At 47.3% G+C, this 17,696-nt stretch carries 17 protein-coding genes and 4 tRNA genes; 19 read left to right on the top strand and 2 right to left on the bottom strand.

Annotated features, from left to right (window positions below):
* The first annotated feature begins 198 nt into the window (after positions 1–198).
* Together ACPXXB_RS12755 and ACPXXB_RS12750 are read left to right on the top strand one after the other, a co-directional pair.
* Positions 199–417 carry a hypothetical protein gene (locus ACPXXB_RS12755; protein ID WP_423907940.1) on the top strand — a complete coding sequence of 73 codons (219 nt, stop codon included), beginning with the start codon at positions 199–201 and terminating at the stop codon, positions 415–417.
* On the top strand, positions 414–1,592 hold the full coding sequence (locus ACPXXB_RS12750; RefSeq protein WP_423907938.1) for a hypothetical protein: 1,179 nt from the start codon (positions 414–416) through the stop codon (positions 1,590–1,592). The genes ACPXXB_RS12755 and ACPXXB_RS12750 overlap by 4 nt, the downstream gene beginning before the upstream one ends.
* A 211-nt stretch (positions 1,593–1,803) precedes the next feature.
* Here the strand turns inward: ACPXXB_RS12750 and ilvD are convergent, their stop codons facing one another.
* Complete coding sequence (gene ilvD, locus ACPXXB_RS12745) at positions 1,804–3,645, bottom strand: dihydroxy-acid dehydratase (RefSeq protein ID WP_423907936.1); 1,842 nt, start codon at positions 3,643–3,645, stop codon at positions 1,804–1,806.
* 397 nt (positions 3,646–4,042) lie between these two features.
* Here ilvD and ACPXXB_RS12740 point away from each other — a divergent pair, with 397 nt between their 5' ends.
* The 3 genes from ACPXXB_RS12740 to ACPXXB_RS12730 all read left to right on the top strand — a co-directional run bounded on the left by ACPXXB_RS12740 (position 4,043) and on the right by ACPXXB_RS12730 (position 6,961).
* Positions 4,043–4,939 carry a DUF488 family protein gene (locus ACPXXB_RS12740; protein WP_423907934.1) on the top strand — a complete coding sequence of 299 codons (897 nt, stop codon included), beginning with the start codon at positions 4,043–4,045 and terminating at the stop codon, positions 4,937–4,939.
* A 2-nt stretch (positions 4,940–4,941) separates the two neighbouring features.
* Positions 4,942–5,766: a hypothetical protein gene (locus tag ACPXXB_RS12735; protein WP_423907932.1), complete on the top strand. Its 825-nt coding sequence runs from the start codon at positions 4,942–4,944 to the stop codon at positions 5,764–5,766.
* A 241-nt stretch (positions 5,767–6,007) separates the two neighbouring features.
* Positions 6,008–6,961, top strand: coding sequence for a site-specific integrase (locus tag ACPXXB_RS12730; RefSeq protein ID WP_423907931.1), 954 nt, complete (start codon positions 6,008–6,010; stop codon positions 6,959–6,961).
* 123 nt (positions 6,962–7,084) lie between these two features.
* Here ACPXXB_RS12730 and ispG read toward each other — a convergent pair whose 3' ends face one another.
* Positions 7,085–8,245, bottom strand: a complete 1,161-nt coding sequence (gene ispG / locus ACPXXB_RS12725; RefSeq protein ID WP_423907929.1) for a (E)-4-hydroxy-3-methylbut-2-enyl-diphosphate synthase — start codon at positions 8,243–8,245, stop codon at positions 7,085–7,087.
* Between the two features lie 119 nt (positions 8,246–8,364).
* Here ispG and ACPXXB_RS12720 point away from each other — a divergent pair, with 119 nt between their 5' ends.
* The 14 genes from ACPXXB_RS12720 to rplL all read left to right on the top strand — a co-directional run bounded on the left by ACPXXB_RS12720 (position 8,365) and on the right by rplL (position 17,545).
* Complete coding sequence (locus ACPXXB_RS12720; protein WP_423907928.1) at positions 8,365–9,180, top strand: biotin--[acetyl-CoA-carboxylase] ligase; 816 nt, start codon at positions 8,365–8,367, stop codon at positions 9,178–9,180.
* Positions 9,177–9,989, top strand: coding sequence for a type III pantothenate kinase (locus ACPXXB_RS12715; RefSeq protein ID WP_423907926.1), 813 nt, complete (start codon positions 9,177–9,179; stop codon positions 9,987–9,989). Before ACPXXB_RS12720 ends, ACPXXB_RS12715 begins: the two co-directional genes overlap by 4 nt.
* Positions 9,986–10,852: a hypothetical protein gene (locus tag ACPXXB_RS12710; RefSeq protein WP_423907924.1), complete on the top strand. Its 867-nt coding sequence runs from the start codon at positions 9,986–9,988 to the stop codon at positions 10,850–10,852. The genes ACPXXB_RS12715 and ACPXXB_RS12710 overlap by 4 nt, the downstream gene beginning before the upstream one ends.
* An 850-nt stretch (positions 10,853–11,702) precedes the next feature.
* Positions 11,703–11,787 (top strand) — tRNA-Tyr (locus ACPXXB_RS12705).
* A gap of 34 nt (positions 11,788–11,821) precedes the next feature.
* A tRNA-Gly gene (locus tag ACPXXB_RS12700) sits at positions 11,822–11,896 on the top strand.
* 154 nt (positions 11,897–12,050) lie between these two features.
* Positions 12,051–12,126, top strand: a tRNA-Thr gene (locus tag ACPXXB_RS12695).
* A 146-nt stretch (positions 12,127–12,272) separates the two neighbouring features.
* Entirely contained in the window at positions 12,273–13,466 is a 1,194-nt protein-coding gene (gene tuf / locus ACPXXB_RS12690) for an elongation factor Tu (RefSeq protein WP_423907904.1), read from the top strand.
* 187 nt (positions 13,467–13,653) lie between these two features.
* Positions 13,654–13,729 (top strand) — tRNA-Trp (locus tag ACPXXB_RS12685).
* A gap of 98 nt (positions 13,730–13,827) precedes the next feature.
* Entirely contained in the window at positions 13,828–14,181 is a 354-nt protein-coding gene (gene secE, locus ACPXXB_RS12680; RefSeq protein WP_423907922.1) for a preprotein translocase subunit SecE, read from the top strand.
* A 178-nt stretch (positions 14,182–14,359) separates the two neighbouring features.
* Complete coding sequence (gene nusG / locus ACPXXB_RS12675; protein WP_423911196.1) at positions 14,360–14,887, top strand: transcription termination/antitermination protein NusG; 528 nt, start codon at positions 14,360–14,362, stop codon at positions 14,885–14,887.
* Between the two features lie 90 nt (positions 14,888–14,977).
* Positions 14,978–15,409 (top strand): 50S ribosomal protein L11, encoded by a 432-nt coding sequence (rplK, locus tag ACPXXB_RS12670; RefSeq protein ID WP_423907920.1) that lies wholly within the window; start codon positions 14,978–14,980, stop codon positions 15,407–15,409.
* Between the two features lie 13 nt (positions 15,410–15,422).
* Entirely contained in the window at positions 15,423–16,121 is a 699-nt protein-coding gene (rplA, locus tag ACPXXB_RS12665; RefSeq protein WP_423907918.1) for a 50S ribosomal protein L1, read from the top strand.
* Between the two features lie 323 nt (positions 16,122–16,444).
* A complete protein-coding gene (gene rplJ / locus ACPXXB_RS12660; protein ID WP_423907917.1) occupies positions 16,445–16,969 on the top strand; it encodes a 50S ribosomal protein L10 in 525 nt (174 codons plus the stop codon).
* Between the two features lie 192 nt (positions 16,970–17,161).
* Complete coding sequence (gene rplL, locus ACPXXB_RS12655; protein WP_423907915.1) at positions 17,162–17,545, top strand: 50S ribosomal protein L7/L12; 384 nt, start codon at positions 17,162–17,164, stop codon at positions 17,543–17,545.
* Positions 17,546–17,696: the final 151 nt, after the last annotated feature.

Here is a 17,696-nt window from a genome sequence, read left to right as displayed (position 1 = left end):
AATTTTACAGGTTTTACAGGATGTAAAAATAAACTGTGTCAAATTGAGCAAAAGGTAAATATATTGACATTTTTGAAAGGGTCTAATTTTCATTTTAGCATGGAATAATATTAGCATGTCAAAATTTCCCCAAAGGCAGCTCTTTCACAGTCTCACGGCATTGGACCAAAATATTGTCTTATTGTCATGATCTCCAGTATGACAGTCGAAAATTCGATTGCGTCACTCAAGGAGAAATGCACCATCGTGCTGGTGACCCATAATATCGCACAAGCAAAGCGTATTTCGGACCGATCTGCAGTATTCTGGTGCCGCAACAATGCAGGCACCATCATTGAAGTAAACAATACCGAAGAGCTTTTTGCCAATCCCAAGGGAAACATAACCGCGGCCTATGTCGCTGGAGAGGTTGCTTGAACACCGCCATATCCAATGTAAAGAATTTTTGGCGCAGGTTTGTCCCAAATTGGCCCTTGGTCGTCTGGATGATCCTGATCAGCATTTTGCTTGGAATCATATCCGGGAGCACATCGCAACAACTGATCTCTCGATTCAGTGCAGGTTGGGGTGTGGCAGTCGGGGAATTTGCGCTCATCCTGATTCCTTCCTTTACCCTTGCTGCGGCCATTGAACATCTGAACATCAAAGGGCAATCACCGATATTAGTAGGCATGGCGCCACTTGCTGGCGCCGGGATGGTCTGTCCCGATACGGCATATGCATCACTTTCACCGACAGTAACACATTGGCATCTGTCTTTGGCATTTTCTTCTTATGCTGGATTCAAGTTGCTTTTCCCTGCCGGGCCGCTGATTATCGCGGCAAGCTTAGGTGTTGTGGCTGACCGAGCGCTTTTTGGTTATAGCGTAGCGATTTTCATTCCAGTGTGGATCGCAGGGATATTGTTTGCGCGCACGATTGATCGCCCAGCGCCTTCTTCAGAAATAAAAATCTTCGACAAAGACAGCATTAGGGAACTGTCACGGCTATGGCCGTTCGCGCTCTTGGCCGCCCTGCTTGCGGCTGGTGTTTTGTCTAAACATTTGTCTAATCCGTGGATCGATTTTGCAACCAATCCAAAAGGCGCACTAATTCTGACCGCCGCATCGGCGCTGTGCATGGTGCATCGGTCAGAACGACGCAATTGCATTGAGTCAGGTGTGAGAAGAACGGGTGCACTGTTATTGGTTATCGGAGCAGCAAGTGCTTTCAGTGCATTTCTGACCACAACATTTCCGGTGGACGAGTTGTTCGCCGCGCACGGTGGTCTATTCGCGTTATTTATCTTGTTTTCTCTCGGCGCTCTGTTCAAACTGTTGCAAGGGTCCAGCATGGCAACGTTTGCAGTAGTCGGCCCCCTTGCCTTGCCGATCGTCACAGCGTCCGGAATAGCGCCAGTACTTGCTGTGCTTGCGATATGTCTAGGATCATTTATTGCGATTCTACCCAACGACAGCTTCTACTGGTTGGTTCGACAGCATGCTTTGCCGAATCACAAAGAAATTAATGCTATTGCAATTCTTGGCGGCGGATCTGTGGTGCAGGCAGCAGTAGGGCTGGCCGTTTTGTCAGCGTTCTACCTCATCGGGTGACACACCCTAAGCCGAAATGTTACATTTACGACTGGACACATCCTGATGAACGTGTTGACGAACTTTTTCTAGCATCAGTTACCCCCGTCAAAGAGGGAACATTCAAGCGTTGCTGCTTGAAATGCTAACAACCCAAGGGGCTACCCAAAAAGTCACCGTAACATACATAACATGAATGATCACTCAAAAGCGGAACAACAACCCATTTCGCTTATAGCTGGGTTACATCTCTGACCGCACCCCTGGACGCACTGGTACTGAGCCGCGCATAAGCTTTAAGCGCAACACTAACCACTCGGTGCCGATTGGGTTTCCATCCGGCCTGGCCCTTTGCATTCATGTTTGTTCTGCGTTGCTCCAAATCCGCTTGCTCGACGGCAAGATGGATGGTTCGATTTGGAATATCTATTTCGATGGCGTCATATTCTTCTACCAGACCAATCAGCCCTCCCTCTGCGGCTTCCGGTGAAACGTGTCCGATGGACAGCCCCGAAGTGCCGCCGGAAAATCGCCCGTCGGTAATCAGGGCGCAGGTTTTGCCCAGGCCTTTCGATTTTAAGTAGGTGGTTGGATAGAGCATTTCCTGCATTCCGGGACCGCCCCTTGGCCCTTCGTATCGAACCACAACAACGTCTCCTGCGTTAATTTGATTTCCAAGAATCCCGTCCACGGCAGCGTCCTGGCTTTCAAAAATCCTGGCTTTGCCGGTGAACTTTAGAATGTTCTCATCGACGCCGGCGGTTTTGACGATACAGCCCTGTTCGGCGAGATTGCCAAACAGTACCGCCAACCCGCCGTCCTTGCTGTAAGCATGGTCGAGGTCGCGGATACATCCATTTTCCCGGTCTAAATCCAGGGATTTATAACGTTTGCTTTGACTAAACGCCACCTGAGTAGGCACGCCGCCGGGCGCCGAGCGGAAAAAATCTTTTCGTTTTTGGTCATTGACAAAGCGTATATCCCAAAGCGCGATGGCTTGTTCGATACTGGAAGCGTGGACAGTTTTGGCATTGCGGTTTATCAAGCCGGCACGGTCCAACTCGCCAAGTATGGCCATGACGCCACCGGCACGATGTACATCCTCAACATGATAATCGGGTGTGGCCGGCGCGACTCTACACAGGTTCGGCACCTTGCGACTCAAGCGGTCGATGTCTTTCATGGTAAATTCGATTTCTCCCTCATGCGCTGCAGCGAGCAGATGCAGCACAGTATTGGTCGATCCGCCCATAGCGATATCCAGCGACATCGCGTTTTCAAAAGCCTCAAAGTTGGCGATGGATCTCGGTAACACATCGTCATCGTCTTGTTCATAATATCGCTTTGCGGCGGCAACGATGGCTCGCCCTGCTTCGAGAAATAATCGCTCGCGCTCGCTATGGGTGGCGACCAGGGTGCCGTTGCCAGGCAGGGCAAGCCCCAAAGCTTCTGCCAGGCAATTCATCGAGTTTGCGGTGAACATGCCAGAACAGGAACCGCAGGTCGGGCAGGCGGAACGCTCCATATTTTCAGATTCGCGGTCGGTCACAGTGTCATCGCCGGCCACCATCATGGCGTCAATCAGGTCCACCGATTTCTCATGATCGCGCCAGGTTACTTTGCCGGCCTCCATCGGCCCGCCCGAGACAAAAATCGCCGGAATGTTAAGGCGCATGGCGGCCATTAGCATCCCCGGCGTGATCTTGTCGCAGTTGGAGATGCAAACCAACGCGTCTGCACAATGGGCGTTAACCATATATTCCACCGAATCGGCGATGATTTCCCGAGACGGCAATGAATACAGCATGCCGCCATGCCCCATGGCGATGCCATCATCGATGGCAATCGTATTAAATTCTTTGGCAACGCCACCGGCCGCTTCGATTTCACGGGCAACCAATTGCCCCATGTCTTTTAAATGCACATGTCCGGGCACGAATTGCGTGAATGAGTTGGAAACGGCAATGATGGGTTTGTTGAAATCATCCTCTTTCATTCCAGTAGCGCGCCACAAAGCGCGCGCCCCGGCCATGGTTCTGCCGCGAGTTGTGGTCCAGGATCGGTAGTCAGGCATTTTTCGTACCTTAAAGTTAGTAGTGAATAATTAAAACCGCATTCTAGCAAACAAGGCATAACTGCGGTGAATGGTATCAGATGATTTTTTTGATGGCTTTCAGTGACTACGATTTCCTTTATTTTCAATCGACGCGCCTTTTACTTTGATGTCAAATTTTCTTTGCTTTTCACTGCAAGTAAACCATGCCTAATATTGTAGTTTCGTTGTAAACGGTGATTAAAAGATTCTGCAGAACGCTAAAAATTCAGTAAAATAGCGAGCATCCTCCTCAGTACTAAAACAACACTAGGATACCTGATTAACTCAGTAGCAGAAGTCCCCAATGGATACTAAATTTTTTACAAATAGAAACTAGAGACCACCAAGGTAAAAAATGAATTGTAAAATGTTACCTATGAACATTCAAAACAACAAGCCAAAATTCTATCGTCAACGATTTTTACTGTCCTTGTTGCGTTTTATCAATACAGAAGTAACCAGAACGGAGTTACAGAAGCATAGCTTTTTATTTTCGCAACAAGCGCCTATGGGTTATGATTTTGTTCCTTATCAATATGGCTGCTATTCTTTTCAACTGGACAAGGATTTACTGAATTTGTCTGAACGGGGTTTTATTGAGATTGTTGATAGCAAGATAAAATTGAAAGTAGAAAAACCTGCTCTTTGGTTGAGGATTAAAGATAGTAATAGTTTGTTTAAATATCCTGATGAACAAAAACGATTGAAGGGTAATGCTTTAGTTGTTTTTGTATATAAAAATTATCCGTATTATGCGACTAAAAGCCAAATTACGAATATCTGTCCGTCTGGAGTTATAAAGCAAATCAGACAAGAAAAAGAAAAACTTATCAGTTTTGAATCAACGATTTATACGATTGGTTATGAAGGCATCACTTTGGAGGCATATATTAATAAACTGATTAAAAATAATATAAAACTGATCGGCGATATAAGAAAAAATCCGTTTAGTCGAAAATTTGGTTTTAGCTATAAAGCGCTGAATGATATTTTGCCTAAATTGGATATTGAATATGTGCATATTCCTCAGTTGGGGGTTGAGTCTAATAAAAGACAAGATTTGAATAATAAAGAGGATTATAAAAAGTTATTTGATGAATATAAAACCACATTGCCTGCTAGAGAAGAAGCGCTGAATAAGGTATTAGACTTGCAAAAAAAGCATCGAAGAATTGCCCTGACTTGTTTTGAAAAACACCACCATGATTGCCATCGTCATTGCGTTACTGATTATCTTTCTGATAATTATAAAACTCAAACCATTCATCTGTAATTATGCTGACCAAGGTTCTTATTAGCGTCAAAACCTATCCGACATTATCAAAAAGATATAGTGAGTTGGTTTGCACTGCTGGGTTTTTAGAAGATGGGACTTGGGTAAGGATTTATCCATTATCATTTAGAGCATTAGAAAATGAACAGCAATATAAAAAATGGCAGTGGATAGAATTAGACTTAGAACGCAATTATTCAGATATTAGACCTGAAAGCCGTAAAGTCAAAAATTTATCATCCTTAAAGATAATTGAGGAATTAAACACCGAGCAGAATTGGTACAGACGTAAGGAAATTGTTAATCAAAGCACCATATACGAAGATTTAACCGATTTAATTGCAAAAGCTAATCAGGATAACGTCTTATCCTTGGCAACTTTTAAGCCTGCAAAAATTATTGATTTCATTATTGAGGAAGTGGAGAGAGAATGGGACAGTGAAAAATTAGCAGTTTTAGAAGAAAAATACAGGCAATTATCGCTTTTTCAAACAGAGGAAGAAGTAAAAAAAGAGTTTGAGCATGTTGATAAATTACCCTATAAATTTTCATATAAATTTGAGGATATAAAGGGCAAGGAACCTACCTTGATGATAGAAGATTGGGAAATAGGTGCACTATATTGGAATTGCTTAAAAAACTGTAACGGCGATGAAAAAATGGCTATTCAACAAGTGCGGAACAAATATTTTGATAAATTTACTAAAGAATGCGATGTTTTGCTATTTTTAGGAACAACCCTGAAATATCATGGTTGGGCAACCAATCCGTTTGTTATTGTGGGTGTTTTTTACCCTGGAAGAGAACGGCAAGAATCTTTGTTTTAAGAAATCTGGAAGAACCACCTTATCCATCACTGCGCGCCACTATGCGACTTTGTGATTTGTCTGGATAACTCGCAGCAACAAAAAATAATTTTCACCCGGACACGCCATTGCAATATTTACCATACCACCGCTAAGAAATCCTTAAATACTGCCATAGACGAAGCCGTTTCTCATTGGTTGCCTTCTCATAGTCTTTAGTTCTCGGATAAAGTGAGTTTATTTTTAACTGAGTGAATAGACTATGCTTCAATCATTTAACATTAACGACACATACACCGACATCCTGTCATCGGTGTTAGCCGACAACACGCGCATTGCTTACGATAAAGGCTGGCATCTTTGGCAGCGATACTGTAATCAAAACAACATCACTGCGCTGCCAGCGAATCCATCGGATGTGGCACGGTTTCTAGTGCAAACGGCAACCAAGCCGGGCGCCAACGGCAAGCTGCCTGCGTTGGGCACGGTGATTTTGTGGCGTAGCGCGATCAACCGAAAACATGTCGATCAGAATGCAGCCTCGCCCACCAACCACCCGGAAGTCGCTCGCGTCTGCAAGGGCTTGGCGCGCCTCAGGAGCGCGCCGCCGAGACAGGTGAAAGCCTTGCGTGAGCATCATATCAAGACAATGTTGGACAAATGCCCGGACACGCTTATCGGCAAGCGCGATGCGGCAATTATCGCGCTAGGGTTTGCGGCGGCATTGCGTAGGTCTGAGATTTGCGGCTTAACCATTGACGATCTCGAAATTATAGATGATGAGGAACGCCCGAGAATGTTTCTGCATATCCGAAAATCGAAAACCGACCAGGAGGGGCTGGGTCAGAAAATCGCCATCCCCGAAGGCAAGAAACTCAAGCCAATAAAATACTTGCAAGACTGGCTGAGTGCTGCCGGTATTTTGTCAGGGCCGGTATTCCAGACAATGTTTCGCGGCGGCAAGTTGCGCGGCTCGCATATGCACCCTTCCGACGTGCCGCGCATCGTCAAGCATTACGCCGCCGAGATTGGCTTGGACGCTTCAGAGATTGCCGGGCATTCGCTGCGAGCGGGCTTTGTAACCAGCGCCGCGGTACATGGCGCTCGGATAGACAAAATTATGGAAATCACCCGCCATCGAAACCCGGCCACGGTGATGAAATATATCCGAGATGCCGATAGCCTTAATGATCATGCGGGGGATGGGTTCTTGTGACCTGACTGCTCGGGAGTGGACAGGCTGCGCTCAAGTTATCCAGAGCCTGATTTTTATTTGTTCAGCGTTGTTGTCGTACCGCAGGCACGCAAAAAGCGACGGAATAATAAGGCTCAGGCCGCCTTAAATCAAGGATTTAAGTTGGCTGTCGAGCTGGTCGAGAATTTCGTCATACTTGAATGCGCCGATTTTTTCCCCTCGTTTTTTAAGGTTGACGTAGTTTGGGCCACACCATAATCCGAGGTCGGCATCATCAGTCTCTCCAGGGCCGTTTACCCGACATCCCATCACCGCAATAGTAATAGCATGATCTTCGGCATACCGGGTTGTTGCTTTTACTTTTTCGGCCAGGTCGATAAAGGCTTCGTTTTCAACCCGCGAGCAACTTGGGCAGCTGATCAGATTCAATTTATTTTCATTGAAGTGAACCACCGTTCTGACCCGACCTGCTGAAATGTCTTTTAATATTTGTCGACCAGCGCTAATTTCCTGGTGTTTGTCGTCATATGGCAAAGTCAGCGAGACCCTTATGGTATCGCCGATGCCCTTGCCGATCAGTTGCTCGAAAGCGATTCTGGTTTTTTCTATTCCTTCCGGCGGCATACCCGCTTCAGTAACGCCCAGATGCAATGGGATGTCAGGTCGGGTGTCTGCAAATTGCCGATATGCCGAAATTGCTTTTTTGGGGTCAGAGTCTTTTAGCGATACACAATAGCGGGTAAACCCGATTTGATCCAACCATTCGCTATGTTCAAGAGCGCTTTCTACCATGGGCAACACCGACTCGCTGGCACTGGCATCGGCGGGCATGTCGGAGGAATGGCGCGCAAGTTTATCCGGGTCAACAGATCCGGCATTGACGCCAACTCGCATAGCACAATCGTGTTTATCTGCTATATCCGCCAGATACCGCACTTTATCCTTCCACGGTTTGTTGCGTTCATGGTGGTAAAGATGGCCGGGATTGTAGCGAATTTTATCGACGTGAGGCGCTAAAATTTCTGCCAGACGATAGTTTTCCTGTAAATCCACGCTAAGCACCGCTGGTGTTTGCTGGCGAAGTTCGATCAATGCCTGGGCATCTTTTTTGTTGTCTGCCGCTATGCGAATAACATCCGCACCGACCGCCTGCAGAGATTTTATCTGTTTCAAGGTGGCTGGAATATCCGTGGTTGGCGTGGCGCACATACTTTGCACTGCAATGGGATGCCCATTACCAATGGTAATGCCGCCAATTTTTACTTCCCGAGTTTGATTGCGCCGCGGTTGATTTGGTTGTGCCATATGTCTTATTTGGTGAATTTAGCGTGGCGTGTTATACCTGTTTTTTATAATATCAAAAATTATTTACGCTCGGTCTAAACTGAATTATACCGAGCTAATGGACTAATTTTAAATCAATCATGAAGCATAACATCGAAAAAATTTCTGAATTGCTGGTGCCATCGAAAAAATTTTCTGGCGACCGAATTTATTATTTCGAAGAAATTGAATCCACCAATTCATGGTTGCTGGCACAAAATAAAACGCCGGACCAAACGCCGGTGCGGATTGACGGCCGTATCTGCCTGGCGGAAAGGCAGACTTCCGGGAAAGGACGCCGTGGAAAATCCTGGATTGCACCCGCATCAAGTTCTGTGCTCATATCGATAGGCTGGGGGCTGCAGGAAAGCAGTTCTCAAGGCCTGTCATTGATTTCCGGTTTGGCAGTCGTACAGTCCTTGCACGAGCTCGGTGTTACGGGGGTAAAATTGAAATGGCCTAACGATGTTATCGCCGACGGAAAAAAACTGGGCGGCATTCTGGTTGAAATATCCGGTTTGGATTGTGTAATCGGCGTCGGTATAAATGTTAGCATCCCACCGTCGTTTGACAGGCAAATTGATCAACCGTGGACTGATTTATACTCGTTAGGTTGTCAGGTAGATCGCGACCAATTGGTTGCCGCAATAGCGCTCAATCATGAACGATTTCTGTCTCGGTATATGTTAACTGGTTTTGCATCATTCGCGACGCGCTGGAATGCTCTGCATGTTTATCAGAATCAGGTTATAGAGGTTGTGTCTGCCGGCGATCAGTGGTCGGGAAGCGCGCTCGGCGTTGATGAAAGCGGCGCGCTTCTGGTTGAATGCAGCGGGTCAATCAGGCGAGTTATCGGTGGAGAAGTTTCTATTCGTGCGAAAACGGCCCTTACTGAAAACGACGATAAAATGTCATGAAATTATTAATCGATATCGGCAACCGGCGGGTGAAGTGGGCAACTTCCGATCAGATTAATGCTTCAGTTGGCGCGCCAACCCCAAGCGATCTCGATAAAATGATTAGCGATCAAATTATCAATACTCATTCAAGCGAGCGGGTGGAGCAGCTTGGTATGCAGTTCAAAAAGTTGCCTGCGCCTGAATCGGTTTGGGTGTCTTGCGTATCCGCAGAATCCATCAAAACCGATATTGTCAAAATTTGCAAGGTCATCTGGAAGCTTTCGCCAATTTTTATTCAAGCCAAAGCCGCTGCCATGGGGGTTGAAAATTGCTGCGAAAACCCGGCGACCGTGGGCGTTGATCGTTGGGCCGCGAATATTGCGGCCAGGCACATCGCCGGACCGCGGCCGCTTGTCGTTATTGATGCGGGAACGGCTGTGACCATTGATTATGTCGATAGCGAGGGCGGTTTTTTGGGCGGCATAATTTTCCCCGGTGTGGCGACGATGATCGAATCCCTTAATTCGGCGACCAGTCAGATACAAAAAATGACACATTCATATAGTACGAAGCAGATACCCAAGCAAATACATTACGTAAACACCAATACACGATCTGCGGTTGAAAATGGGGTGATGTTGGCGGTAGTGGCGGGAATTGACCAGGCGATTGCTCATCATCTGGCCACCAAAGACCGTGAATTAAAAGTAATTATTACCGGCGGAGACGCTGAATGGATCTCCGGTTTATCCATTCATGATATGAAATACGCATCAAATTTGGCGCTGATCGGGTTGCTGCTGCTGAGCGAGGCATCGGCACAATGAAATGGATCGCCGCATTGCTGATGATTGTCAATGTCGCGGTCTATCTTTGGGCAAGCGGGCATCAGGTTACTGTGAATGAGACTGCCATTAGCTCAAAACCCGATGTTAATAAAGAGGGTATGTTATTGTTGAACGAAAACGGAAACTTAAAACAGTTTGGAAATATTGCGGATTATCAACCCTCTGCTTCGGCGTTTATGGCATCGGTTCAAGACCAGACAAAAAAAACCGGGTCAAGCGAAGCGGATTTACAAGATTCACAGCAAACCACCCAACAAATCACAGCCAACACAAACACTCAGGCCCAGCAATCGGATGGCGGGTTAGTTGGAAATGAGGACTCAAATTCCAGCGTAGATGAAGCCACAGCGAAAACCGGATTGGCGCCGGCTACGCCCCAAATCATCGTGCAGTCCTGCTACCGATTGGGCCCGTTTAAGCAGGAACAATCCTGGCAGGCTGCTGCCAAATGGATGGGACAGAATGGAATAGAATTTCGGCATGTTACCAGCGAAAGCCGAGAATTGCGGGCGGTTCGAGTGTATTTAGGACCTTACAGTTCAATTTCATCCACCGAGCCCGTCGTGCGGCGGTTGAAAGGTAAAAACCTTGAGCATTTTGTTTCCTTGGCTGAAAACGGATCGGTCAGGATTTCATTGGGTTATTTCACCCAGGAGGAATTGGCCGCAAAATTCCTTGCCCACCTCCAATCCATAGACGTACAGGCTAAATCGCAACTCGAGTACCGTCAATTGGGACCCTTTAACTGGATCGTTATTGCCGTTGACAGTGTGGAACAAAATTGGGTGACCACCCATGAGTGGGTAGAGCCTGCTGTAGGTTTGTTACAGGTCGATTGTTGATTTTTGGGCATTTTGTGCCGGCTTTTTGCTACGCACCCGCCTGGAAATTGCATGAGGATTTGGCATTGGCAATAAATTCGACATACATTCGACATAAAACGGGCAAAATCCGGGGGGGGGGCAATAATGATTTCGACATTGCCTGGAATTCCTGCCTAAAATTCCTGCCTAAAAATTAATATTGCCCATTGCATTTAAGTCCTCACTTTGCGTAAAATTGCGCTCCAATTTTTTATTTCGGTTTGAAGTTCGTAAAATCTTATTCCGAAATAGAAAAAATGGCGGATATTCTCGTTTAATTCATTGAATTTAAATGAATTAATTCGCGGTAACTGCCCGCATAGCTCAGTTGGCCAGAGCAGCTGATTTGTAATAATTGCACCTTCATGGGGAAACTTATGAAGTGGAGGTGGCTAAAACGGGGAAACCTTCTTTTAATTTTGCGACTATTGATGGCTTTCAGCAAATTAAAATGGCAATCCCGTGCTACGTCCTGGTTGATATTTAACCCGGATGGAGTGTAGAGACTTTACACCACCCGCCTAAGTCGGAATCAATTTGATGATGACATGTTGATGATGATATGGTGAAGAGAAAGTCCAGACCCCAAACCCTATATGGCTGAGGCTATATCGGGGTCGTGAAAACGGTAGCAGGTAAGAATCAGCAGGTCGTGGGTTCGACTCCCTCTGCGGGCTCCATTTTGAGGTGGTCATGGCTGGGGGGAAGCAATCCTCATCTTCAGATTGAGTCAAAAAAGCATTTCAAAATACAAGGTATTTTATAAGCATTAGGCATTGACAGAGTCTGCGCATTAAGCGAAAACTAAATGTTTGCTTGGATTTTCGTCGGAGGGGTTCCCGAGCGGTCAAAGGGGGCAGACTGTAAATCTGCTGGCTCAGCCTTCGGAGGTTCGAATCCTCCCCCCTCCACCATTGGGTGAATGGGGCTTGGCAGTTAGAAAGATATGCGGGTGTAGTTCAAAGGCTAGAACCTCAGCCTTCCAAGCTGATGATGTGGGTTCGATTCCCATCACCCGCTCCAAAAGGTCGGGTCAGAAAGAGAGGGGGGTGATTGAAAACGGTCCGGGACTTAGCTAGCGCTTAGTGGAGTTTAGTTGATGTTCTGGCTGGATCGCCGGATTGTAGGTAGCCGGAAATGAAATGACGGTTAAAGCGGTTCTACCGTCTTTATGAGCGCCCACATAGCTCAGTCGGTAGAGCACTTCCTTGGTAAGGAAGAGGTCACCGGTTCAAATCCGGTTGTGGGCTCCAGTTTGTATGGCGGTGAAGAATTTGTAACCGAACGATGTTGTTTTTTAGTTCAGGTTTTTTAGCTTGGGTTTTAGTGAAATTGGCGTATTAATTAGCCCATAAGGTTATTGATTATTTGATTATTTGAAATTTGCGAGAATTGAACCATGTCGAAAGAGAGATTTGAGAGAACCAAGCCGCATGTGAATGTTGGCACGATAGGGCACGTGGATCACGGCAAGACGACGCTGACGGCGGCGATGACCAGGGTATTGTCGGCGAAGTACGGCGGCACGTCGGCGAAGGCGTTTGATGAGATAGACAATGCGCCGGAGGAGCGTGAGCGCGGCATCACGATTGCGACCGCGCACGTGGAATATGAGACTGAGGCGCGGCACTATGCGCACGTGGATTGTCCTGGTCATGCGGATTATGTCAAGAACATGATCACCGGCGCGGCGCAGATGGATGGCGCGATAGTGGTGGTTTCGGCGGCGGACGGACCGATGCCGCAGACCCGCGAGCACATATTATTAGCGCGACAGGTTGGGGTTCCGTATATCGTGGTGTTTTTGAACAAGGCTGATTTGGTAGACGATGAGGAGTTGATGGAGTTGGTTGAGATGGAGGTGCGCGAGTTGCTGGACAGTTACGAATTTCCTGGGGACGACACGCCGATCGTTGTCGGCAGCGCGTTGAAGGCGTTGGAAGGTGATTCTTCGGAGATGGGCGAGGGTTCGATATTCAAGTTGGCGGCGGCCTTGGACAGTTATATTCCGGAGCCTGAGCGCAAGGTTGACGGCGACTTTTTGATGCCGGTGGAGGATGTGTTTTCGATTTCCGGTCGGGGCACGGTGGTGACCGGTCGTATTGAGCGCGGAGTGGTCAAGGTGAATGAAGCGATTGAGATTATTGGTTTGAAAGAGACGATGACGACGGTATGCACAGGCGTTGAGATGTTCCGGAAGTTATTGGACGAGGGTCGGGCAGGGGACAATGTGGGTGTTTTGTTGCGCGGTACCAAGCGAGAGGAAGTGGAGCGTGGTCAGGTGTTGGCGAAGCCGAAGTCAATCACGCCGCACACCCGGTTTGAGGCAGAGGTGTATATATTGTCGAAGGAGGAGGGTGGACGGCATACGCCATTTTTCAAAGGCTATCGTCCGCAGTTTTATTTCAGGACGACGGATGTCACGGGGGCGTGCGAGTTGCCGAAGGATGTGGAGATGGTGATGCCTGGGGACAATGTGCGGTTGGCGGTGGAGTTGATAGCGCCGATTGCCATGGAAGACGGCTTGCGCTTCGCCATCCGCGAGGGCGGTCGCACTGTGGGCGCCGGCGTGGTGACTAAAATTATTGCATAGTCAATAAAGGCCGCGGATATTGGTTCGGCGGTAAATTAGACAGCAAACTAGCCAGTAAACTAGAGGCGATTTTAATCAAATATTACCAGAACATCCGGGATTCGTTTCGCCTCTCGGGTGTTTTATTATGAGACAGTTTTGAACAGGTCCAAAATAAGGGTGTCCATAACATCCCATGTCGGTTCGAAGGCCAGTAGCTCAATTGGCAGAGCGGCGGTCTCCAAAACCGCAGGTTGGGGGTTCGATTCCCTCCTGGCCTGCCATCGTGCTTAACGGATGGTATGTTTTGCCTCGATCTATTGTTAGCCCTTATTGTTAATGGTTTTTATGCGGCAAGACTACAAATTTAGATATAAAGCCAGTGATAGATAAAATCAAAATAATAGTTGCGATTCTGATAATCGTGTCAGCAGTCGCGATCTACTATCAGTTTAGTGATCTCATGCAATTGGGGCGCATCGGCATAGTCATTGTCGGCGTGGCGTTGGCCATCGGCTTGATCTTGACTACGGAAACCGGCCAATCAGCCTGGTCTTTCATTAAAGGCGCAAATGTTGAGCGTCAAAAAGTAGTTTGGCCTACTCGTCAGGAAGCCTTGCAAGTGACCCTATTCGTCATCATATTGGTCATCATTATTGGCTTGGTGATGTGGGCCTTTGATGCGTTATCGTTTTACACGATTTACGATGTCATTCTCAGGGTAAGAGGCACATAAAATGAATGATGAAACATTAATCAAGGCCGGGAAAACCGAAGCTGTGCAGGTTCAAGCTAAGCAGGCATCAGCAGAACAATCTGAGAACGCTACGGAGGCCACCCCTCGAGCGAGTGAAACAAGCAAGCCGGCAACCGATGTTGGAGTCAGCGCCGAGCAACAGAACAGCAATCCCAACATGCGTTGGTTCGTGGTGCAGGCATTTTCCGGATTTGAAAAGCGGGTTAAAAACTCGCTTCAAGATTACATTACTCGCGCTGAAAAACAGGACAGCTTCGGCAGGATTCTGGTTCCGACCGAAGAAGTGGTGGAGATGAAAGCAGGCCAGAAGCGCACCAGTGAACGAAAATTTTTCCCCGGATACGTATTGGTGGAAATGGAAATGACAGACGAAACCTGGTATTTAGTCAAGAGCGTTCCCAAGGTTGCGGGGTTTATTGGCGGCACTGAAAACCGGCCGATGTCAATTACCCAGCAAGAGGCGGAAGAAATTATCCAGCAAATTTCAGACAGTGCCGACAAGCCGAAAATGAAATTTACTTTTGCGCCAGGCGAGATCGTCAGAATAATCGATGGTCCGTTCCAGGATTTTAACGGCACCGTGGAAGATACAAACTTTGAGAAAGCGAAGTTGAAGGTATCGGTTACGATCTTTGGGCGTTCCACACCAGTGGAATTGGATTTCACCCAGGTCGAAAAAGGATAACGGATTAGAAGCAAGCGGTTCGAGAAGTTTTTTAATATTAACCGGGGAGCTTAGCGAAACCTAAGCGTTTGAACCCATCAGGAGTCTTAAATGGCTAAGAAAATAGACGCATATATTAAACTGCAGGTTCCAGCGGGGGCTGCCAAACCGAGTCCGCCAGTCGGTCCGGCATTAGGGCAGCACGGCGTCAACATTATGGATTTCTGCAAAGCATTCAATGCCGAAACCCAGGACATGGAACAAGGATTGCCTATACCTGTGGTGATCACGGTATATGCTGACAAAAGCTTTACCTATATCAAGAAAACACCACCGGCTTCAGTTTTGCTGATGAAAGCGGCTGGAATTCAAAAGGGAAGCAGCGTGCCGAACCGCGATAAAGTGGCTAAAGTCACCCGCGCACAGCTAGAAGAGATTGCCAAAGTGAAACAACCCGATTTGAGTTCATATGACATGGATATGGCGGTTCGAATCATCGCTGGCAGTGCGCGCAGTATGGGCATTGAGACCGAGGGAGCGTAACATGGGGCATAACATGGCAGTAAGTAAACGAGTTCGCGCGGCAAATGAAAAAGTCGATCGTGAACAACACTATCCGGTTGCCGATGCATTATCGCTGGTCAAGGAATTGTGTTCGGCGCAGTTTGATGAAACGGTTGATGTCGCCATCATGCTTGGCATCAACGCCAGAAAATCCGATCAAAACGTGCGAGGCGCGACTGTGTTGCCCAATGGCACCGGGAAAACTGTCCGCGTAGCCGTATTTGCAGACGGTGAAAATGCACAAGCGGCTAAAGCGGCAGGCGCCGATATTGTGGGTCTTGAGGATCTGGCTGAGGCCGTCAAGCAAGGCGAAATCAAGTTTGATGTCTGTATTGCGACCCCGGATACCATGCGCGTAGTCGGTCAACTGGGGCAGATTCTGGGGCCCCGAGGGATGATGCCAAACCCCAAAGTGGGCACGGTGACCACCGATGTGAGCAAGGCGGTTGAGGATGCCAAGTCCGGTCAGGTGCAATTCCGCATTGATAAAGCCGGGGTAATCCATTGTCCCATTGGAAAAGCGTCATTTGCACCGAATGATCTGGAAGAAAATTTAAATTCGCTGGTTTCAGCTTTGATTAGAGCCAAACCAGCGTCTGCCAAAGGGCAATATATTCGACGGGTTTCATTGTCCAGCACAATGGGACCTGGCGTTAAAGTTGAGCGCACGAGTATCTCGGCGATCAGGTAAGTTTTGGGACCTCGCGATTGATTTGATTTCTTGAATCAATGCGGGGTCGTCAAAGACCGCAGGTGAGTCATAAAAGGCTCTTAAGTGTTTTTAAGATTTGTTTTACTTTCCGTTGTCTATTTTTTCGAACGGCGCGGAGCCTTGATATGCTTGAAAAAATAGACATAACAGAGGCCATGCGTAACACAAAGATTTTAATATTTGTGAAGCGAGAGCATGAAATATTTTTTAGAGACGGCCAGCGTAGACGGTGGACCGAAGTCAGGAATAAGCCTGATGCAGGACACTATTATTTCACTATTATTTAATGTGGGAGTGTGCTTATGAGTTTAAGTGTAGATCAGAAAAAAGCCGTGGTCAGCGAGGTAACTGAAGCAATTGCTTCAGCCCAGGCTGGGATATTGGCTGAGTATCGTGGACTCAATGTTGCACAAATAACCGCACTGCGCACCGAGGCGCGGAATGCTGGCGTGTGGGTCAGGGTTGTAAAAAACAACCTTGCCAAGCTGGTCATCCAAGGCTCTGATTTTGAGTGTTTAACCGATCACTTTACCGGGCCGGTCATTTTCTCGGCATCTGCAGATCCTGTTTCAGTTGCTAAGGTAATGGCTGCATTTGCGAAAGATAATGAAAAATTGAAGATCACCGCGGGAGCGATGAATGGCTTCCTGATTGATTGTGCAATGATTCAGCGTCTGTCCAAACTGCCTGGCCGGGAGCGATTGATTGCCAGGCTGATAGGGACTATTCAGGCGCCAATTCAGAAACTGGTGTCAACACTCAATGAAGTGCCGAGTAAGTGTGTGCGAACGCTTTGTGCAGTAGCGGAAGCAAAGAAAGCAGTGTAACAGCTGTGCACTGTGTCCCGCTTCATTCATATTAAGCTTTAGATGTTTACGCATAACCTTTGCCATGTCTGTTTTTTCAAGCATATAAAGGCTCGGTGCTGTTCGAAAAAAATATATTTTAAGTATCCCCTTGCGGGAGACCGCAAAAGGTAAAAAATTTTTAATGTTTGTTAGCTATCAGGAGTAATTACCATGGCTTTAAGTAAAGAAGAAGTTCTCGACGCAATTGCCGAGATGTCAGTGCTTGACCTGTCCGATTTAATCAAGGACATGGAAGAGAAATTTAGTGTATCAGCAGCAACGGCTGTCGCCGTGGCCGCGCCCAGCGCTGCTGGCGACGCGGTGGCTGACGTGGCAGAAGAAAAAGATGAGTTTGACGTAATGCTGACCAGTTTCGGCGACAAAAAAGTCGGTGTCATCAAGGTAGTGCGCGTAATCACCGGTCTGGGTCTCAAAGAGGCCAAGGATTTGGTTGAAAGCGCGCCTGCCCTGGTCAAACAAGGGGTTGCGAAAACTGAAGCAGAAGAATTGAAAAAACAACTTGAACAAGCTGGCGGCGCCGTCGAGCTCAAGTAGTTTTGGTTCTTATTATTGTGGGTTGGAATTCGTTCCGGCCCGCAATTACACCCCGATACATGAATATTTTTAAGGAACGGGAGCATATGAAAATACATAAGCTTATTAATTCTATGCCCGCTGCCGCGTTCTAGGAATATTTAAACGAGGT

It is taken from the genome of Candidatus Spongiihabitans sp., assembly GCF_965237845.1.
Lineage (GTDB): Bacteria > Pseudomonadota > Gammaproteobacteria > Arenicellales > Poriferihabitantaceae > Spongiihabitans.
This window is presented reverse-complemented; position numbering and strand designations above follow the sequence as displayed.

Bases quoted from the DNA above. Each gene is read 5' to 3' on its own strand.
- ACPXXB_RS12755 (WP_423907940.1), top strand. From the start codon at position 199: ATGACAGTCGAAAATTCGATTGCGTCACTCAAGGAGAAATGCACCATC.
- rplJ (WP_423907917.1), top strand. From the start codon at position 16,445: ATGAGTTTAAGTGTAGATCAGAAAAAAGCCGTGGTCAGCGAGGTAACT.
- ACPXXB_RS12720 (WP_423907928.1), top strand. From the start codon at position 8,365: ATGAAGCATAACATCGAAAAAATTTCTGAATTGCTGGTGCCATCGAAA.
- ACPXXB_RS12740 (WP_423907934.1), top strand. From the start codon at position 4,043: ATGAACATTCAAAACAACAAGCCAAAATTCTATCGTCAACGATTTTTA.
- rplK (WP_423907920.1), top strand. From the start codon at position 14,978: ATGGCTAAGAAAATAGACGCATATATTAAACTGCAGGTTCCAGCGGGG.
- ACPXXB_RS12730 (WP_423907931.1), top strand. From the start codon at position 6,008: ATGCTTCAATCATTTAACATTAACGACACATACACCGACATCCTGTCA.
- rplL (WP_423907915.1), top strand. From the start codon at position 17,162: ATGGCTTTAAGTAAAGAAGAAGTTCTCGACGCAATTGCCGAGATGTCA.
- nusG (WP_423911196.1), top strand. From the start codon at position 14,360: ATGCGTTGGTTCGTGGTGCAGGCATTTTCCGGATTTGAAAAGCGGGTT.
- ACPXXB_RS12735 (WP_423907932.1), top strand. From the start codon at position 4,942: ATGCTGACCAAGGTTCTTATTAGCGTCAAAACCTATCCGACATTATCA.
- rplA (WP_423907918.1), top strand. From the start codon at position 15,423: ATGGCAGTAAGTAAACGAGTTCGCGCGGCAAATGAAAAAGTCGATCGT.
- ispG (WP_423907929.1), bottom strand. From the start codon at position 8,245: ATGGCACAACCAAATCAACCGCGGCGCAATCAAACTCGGGAAGTAAAA.
- ACPXXB_RS12710 (WP_423907924.1), top strand. From the start codon at position 9,986: ATGAAATGGATCGCCGCATTGCTGATGATTGTCAATGTCGCGGTCTAT.
- tuf (WP_423907904.1), top strand. From the start codon at position 12,273: ATGTCGAAAGAGAGATTTGAGAGAACCAAGCCGCATGTGAATGTTGGC.
- ilvD (WP_423907936.1), bottom strand. From the start codon at position 3,645: ATGCCTGACTACCGATCCTGGACCACAACTCGCGGCAGAACCATGGCC.
- ACPXXB_RS12715 (WP_423907926.1), top strand. From the start codon at position 9,177: ATGAAATTATTAATCGATATCGGCAACCGGCGGGTGAAGTGGGCAACT.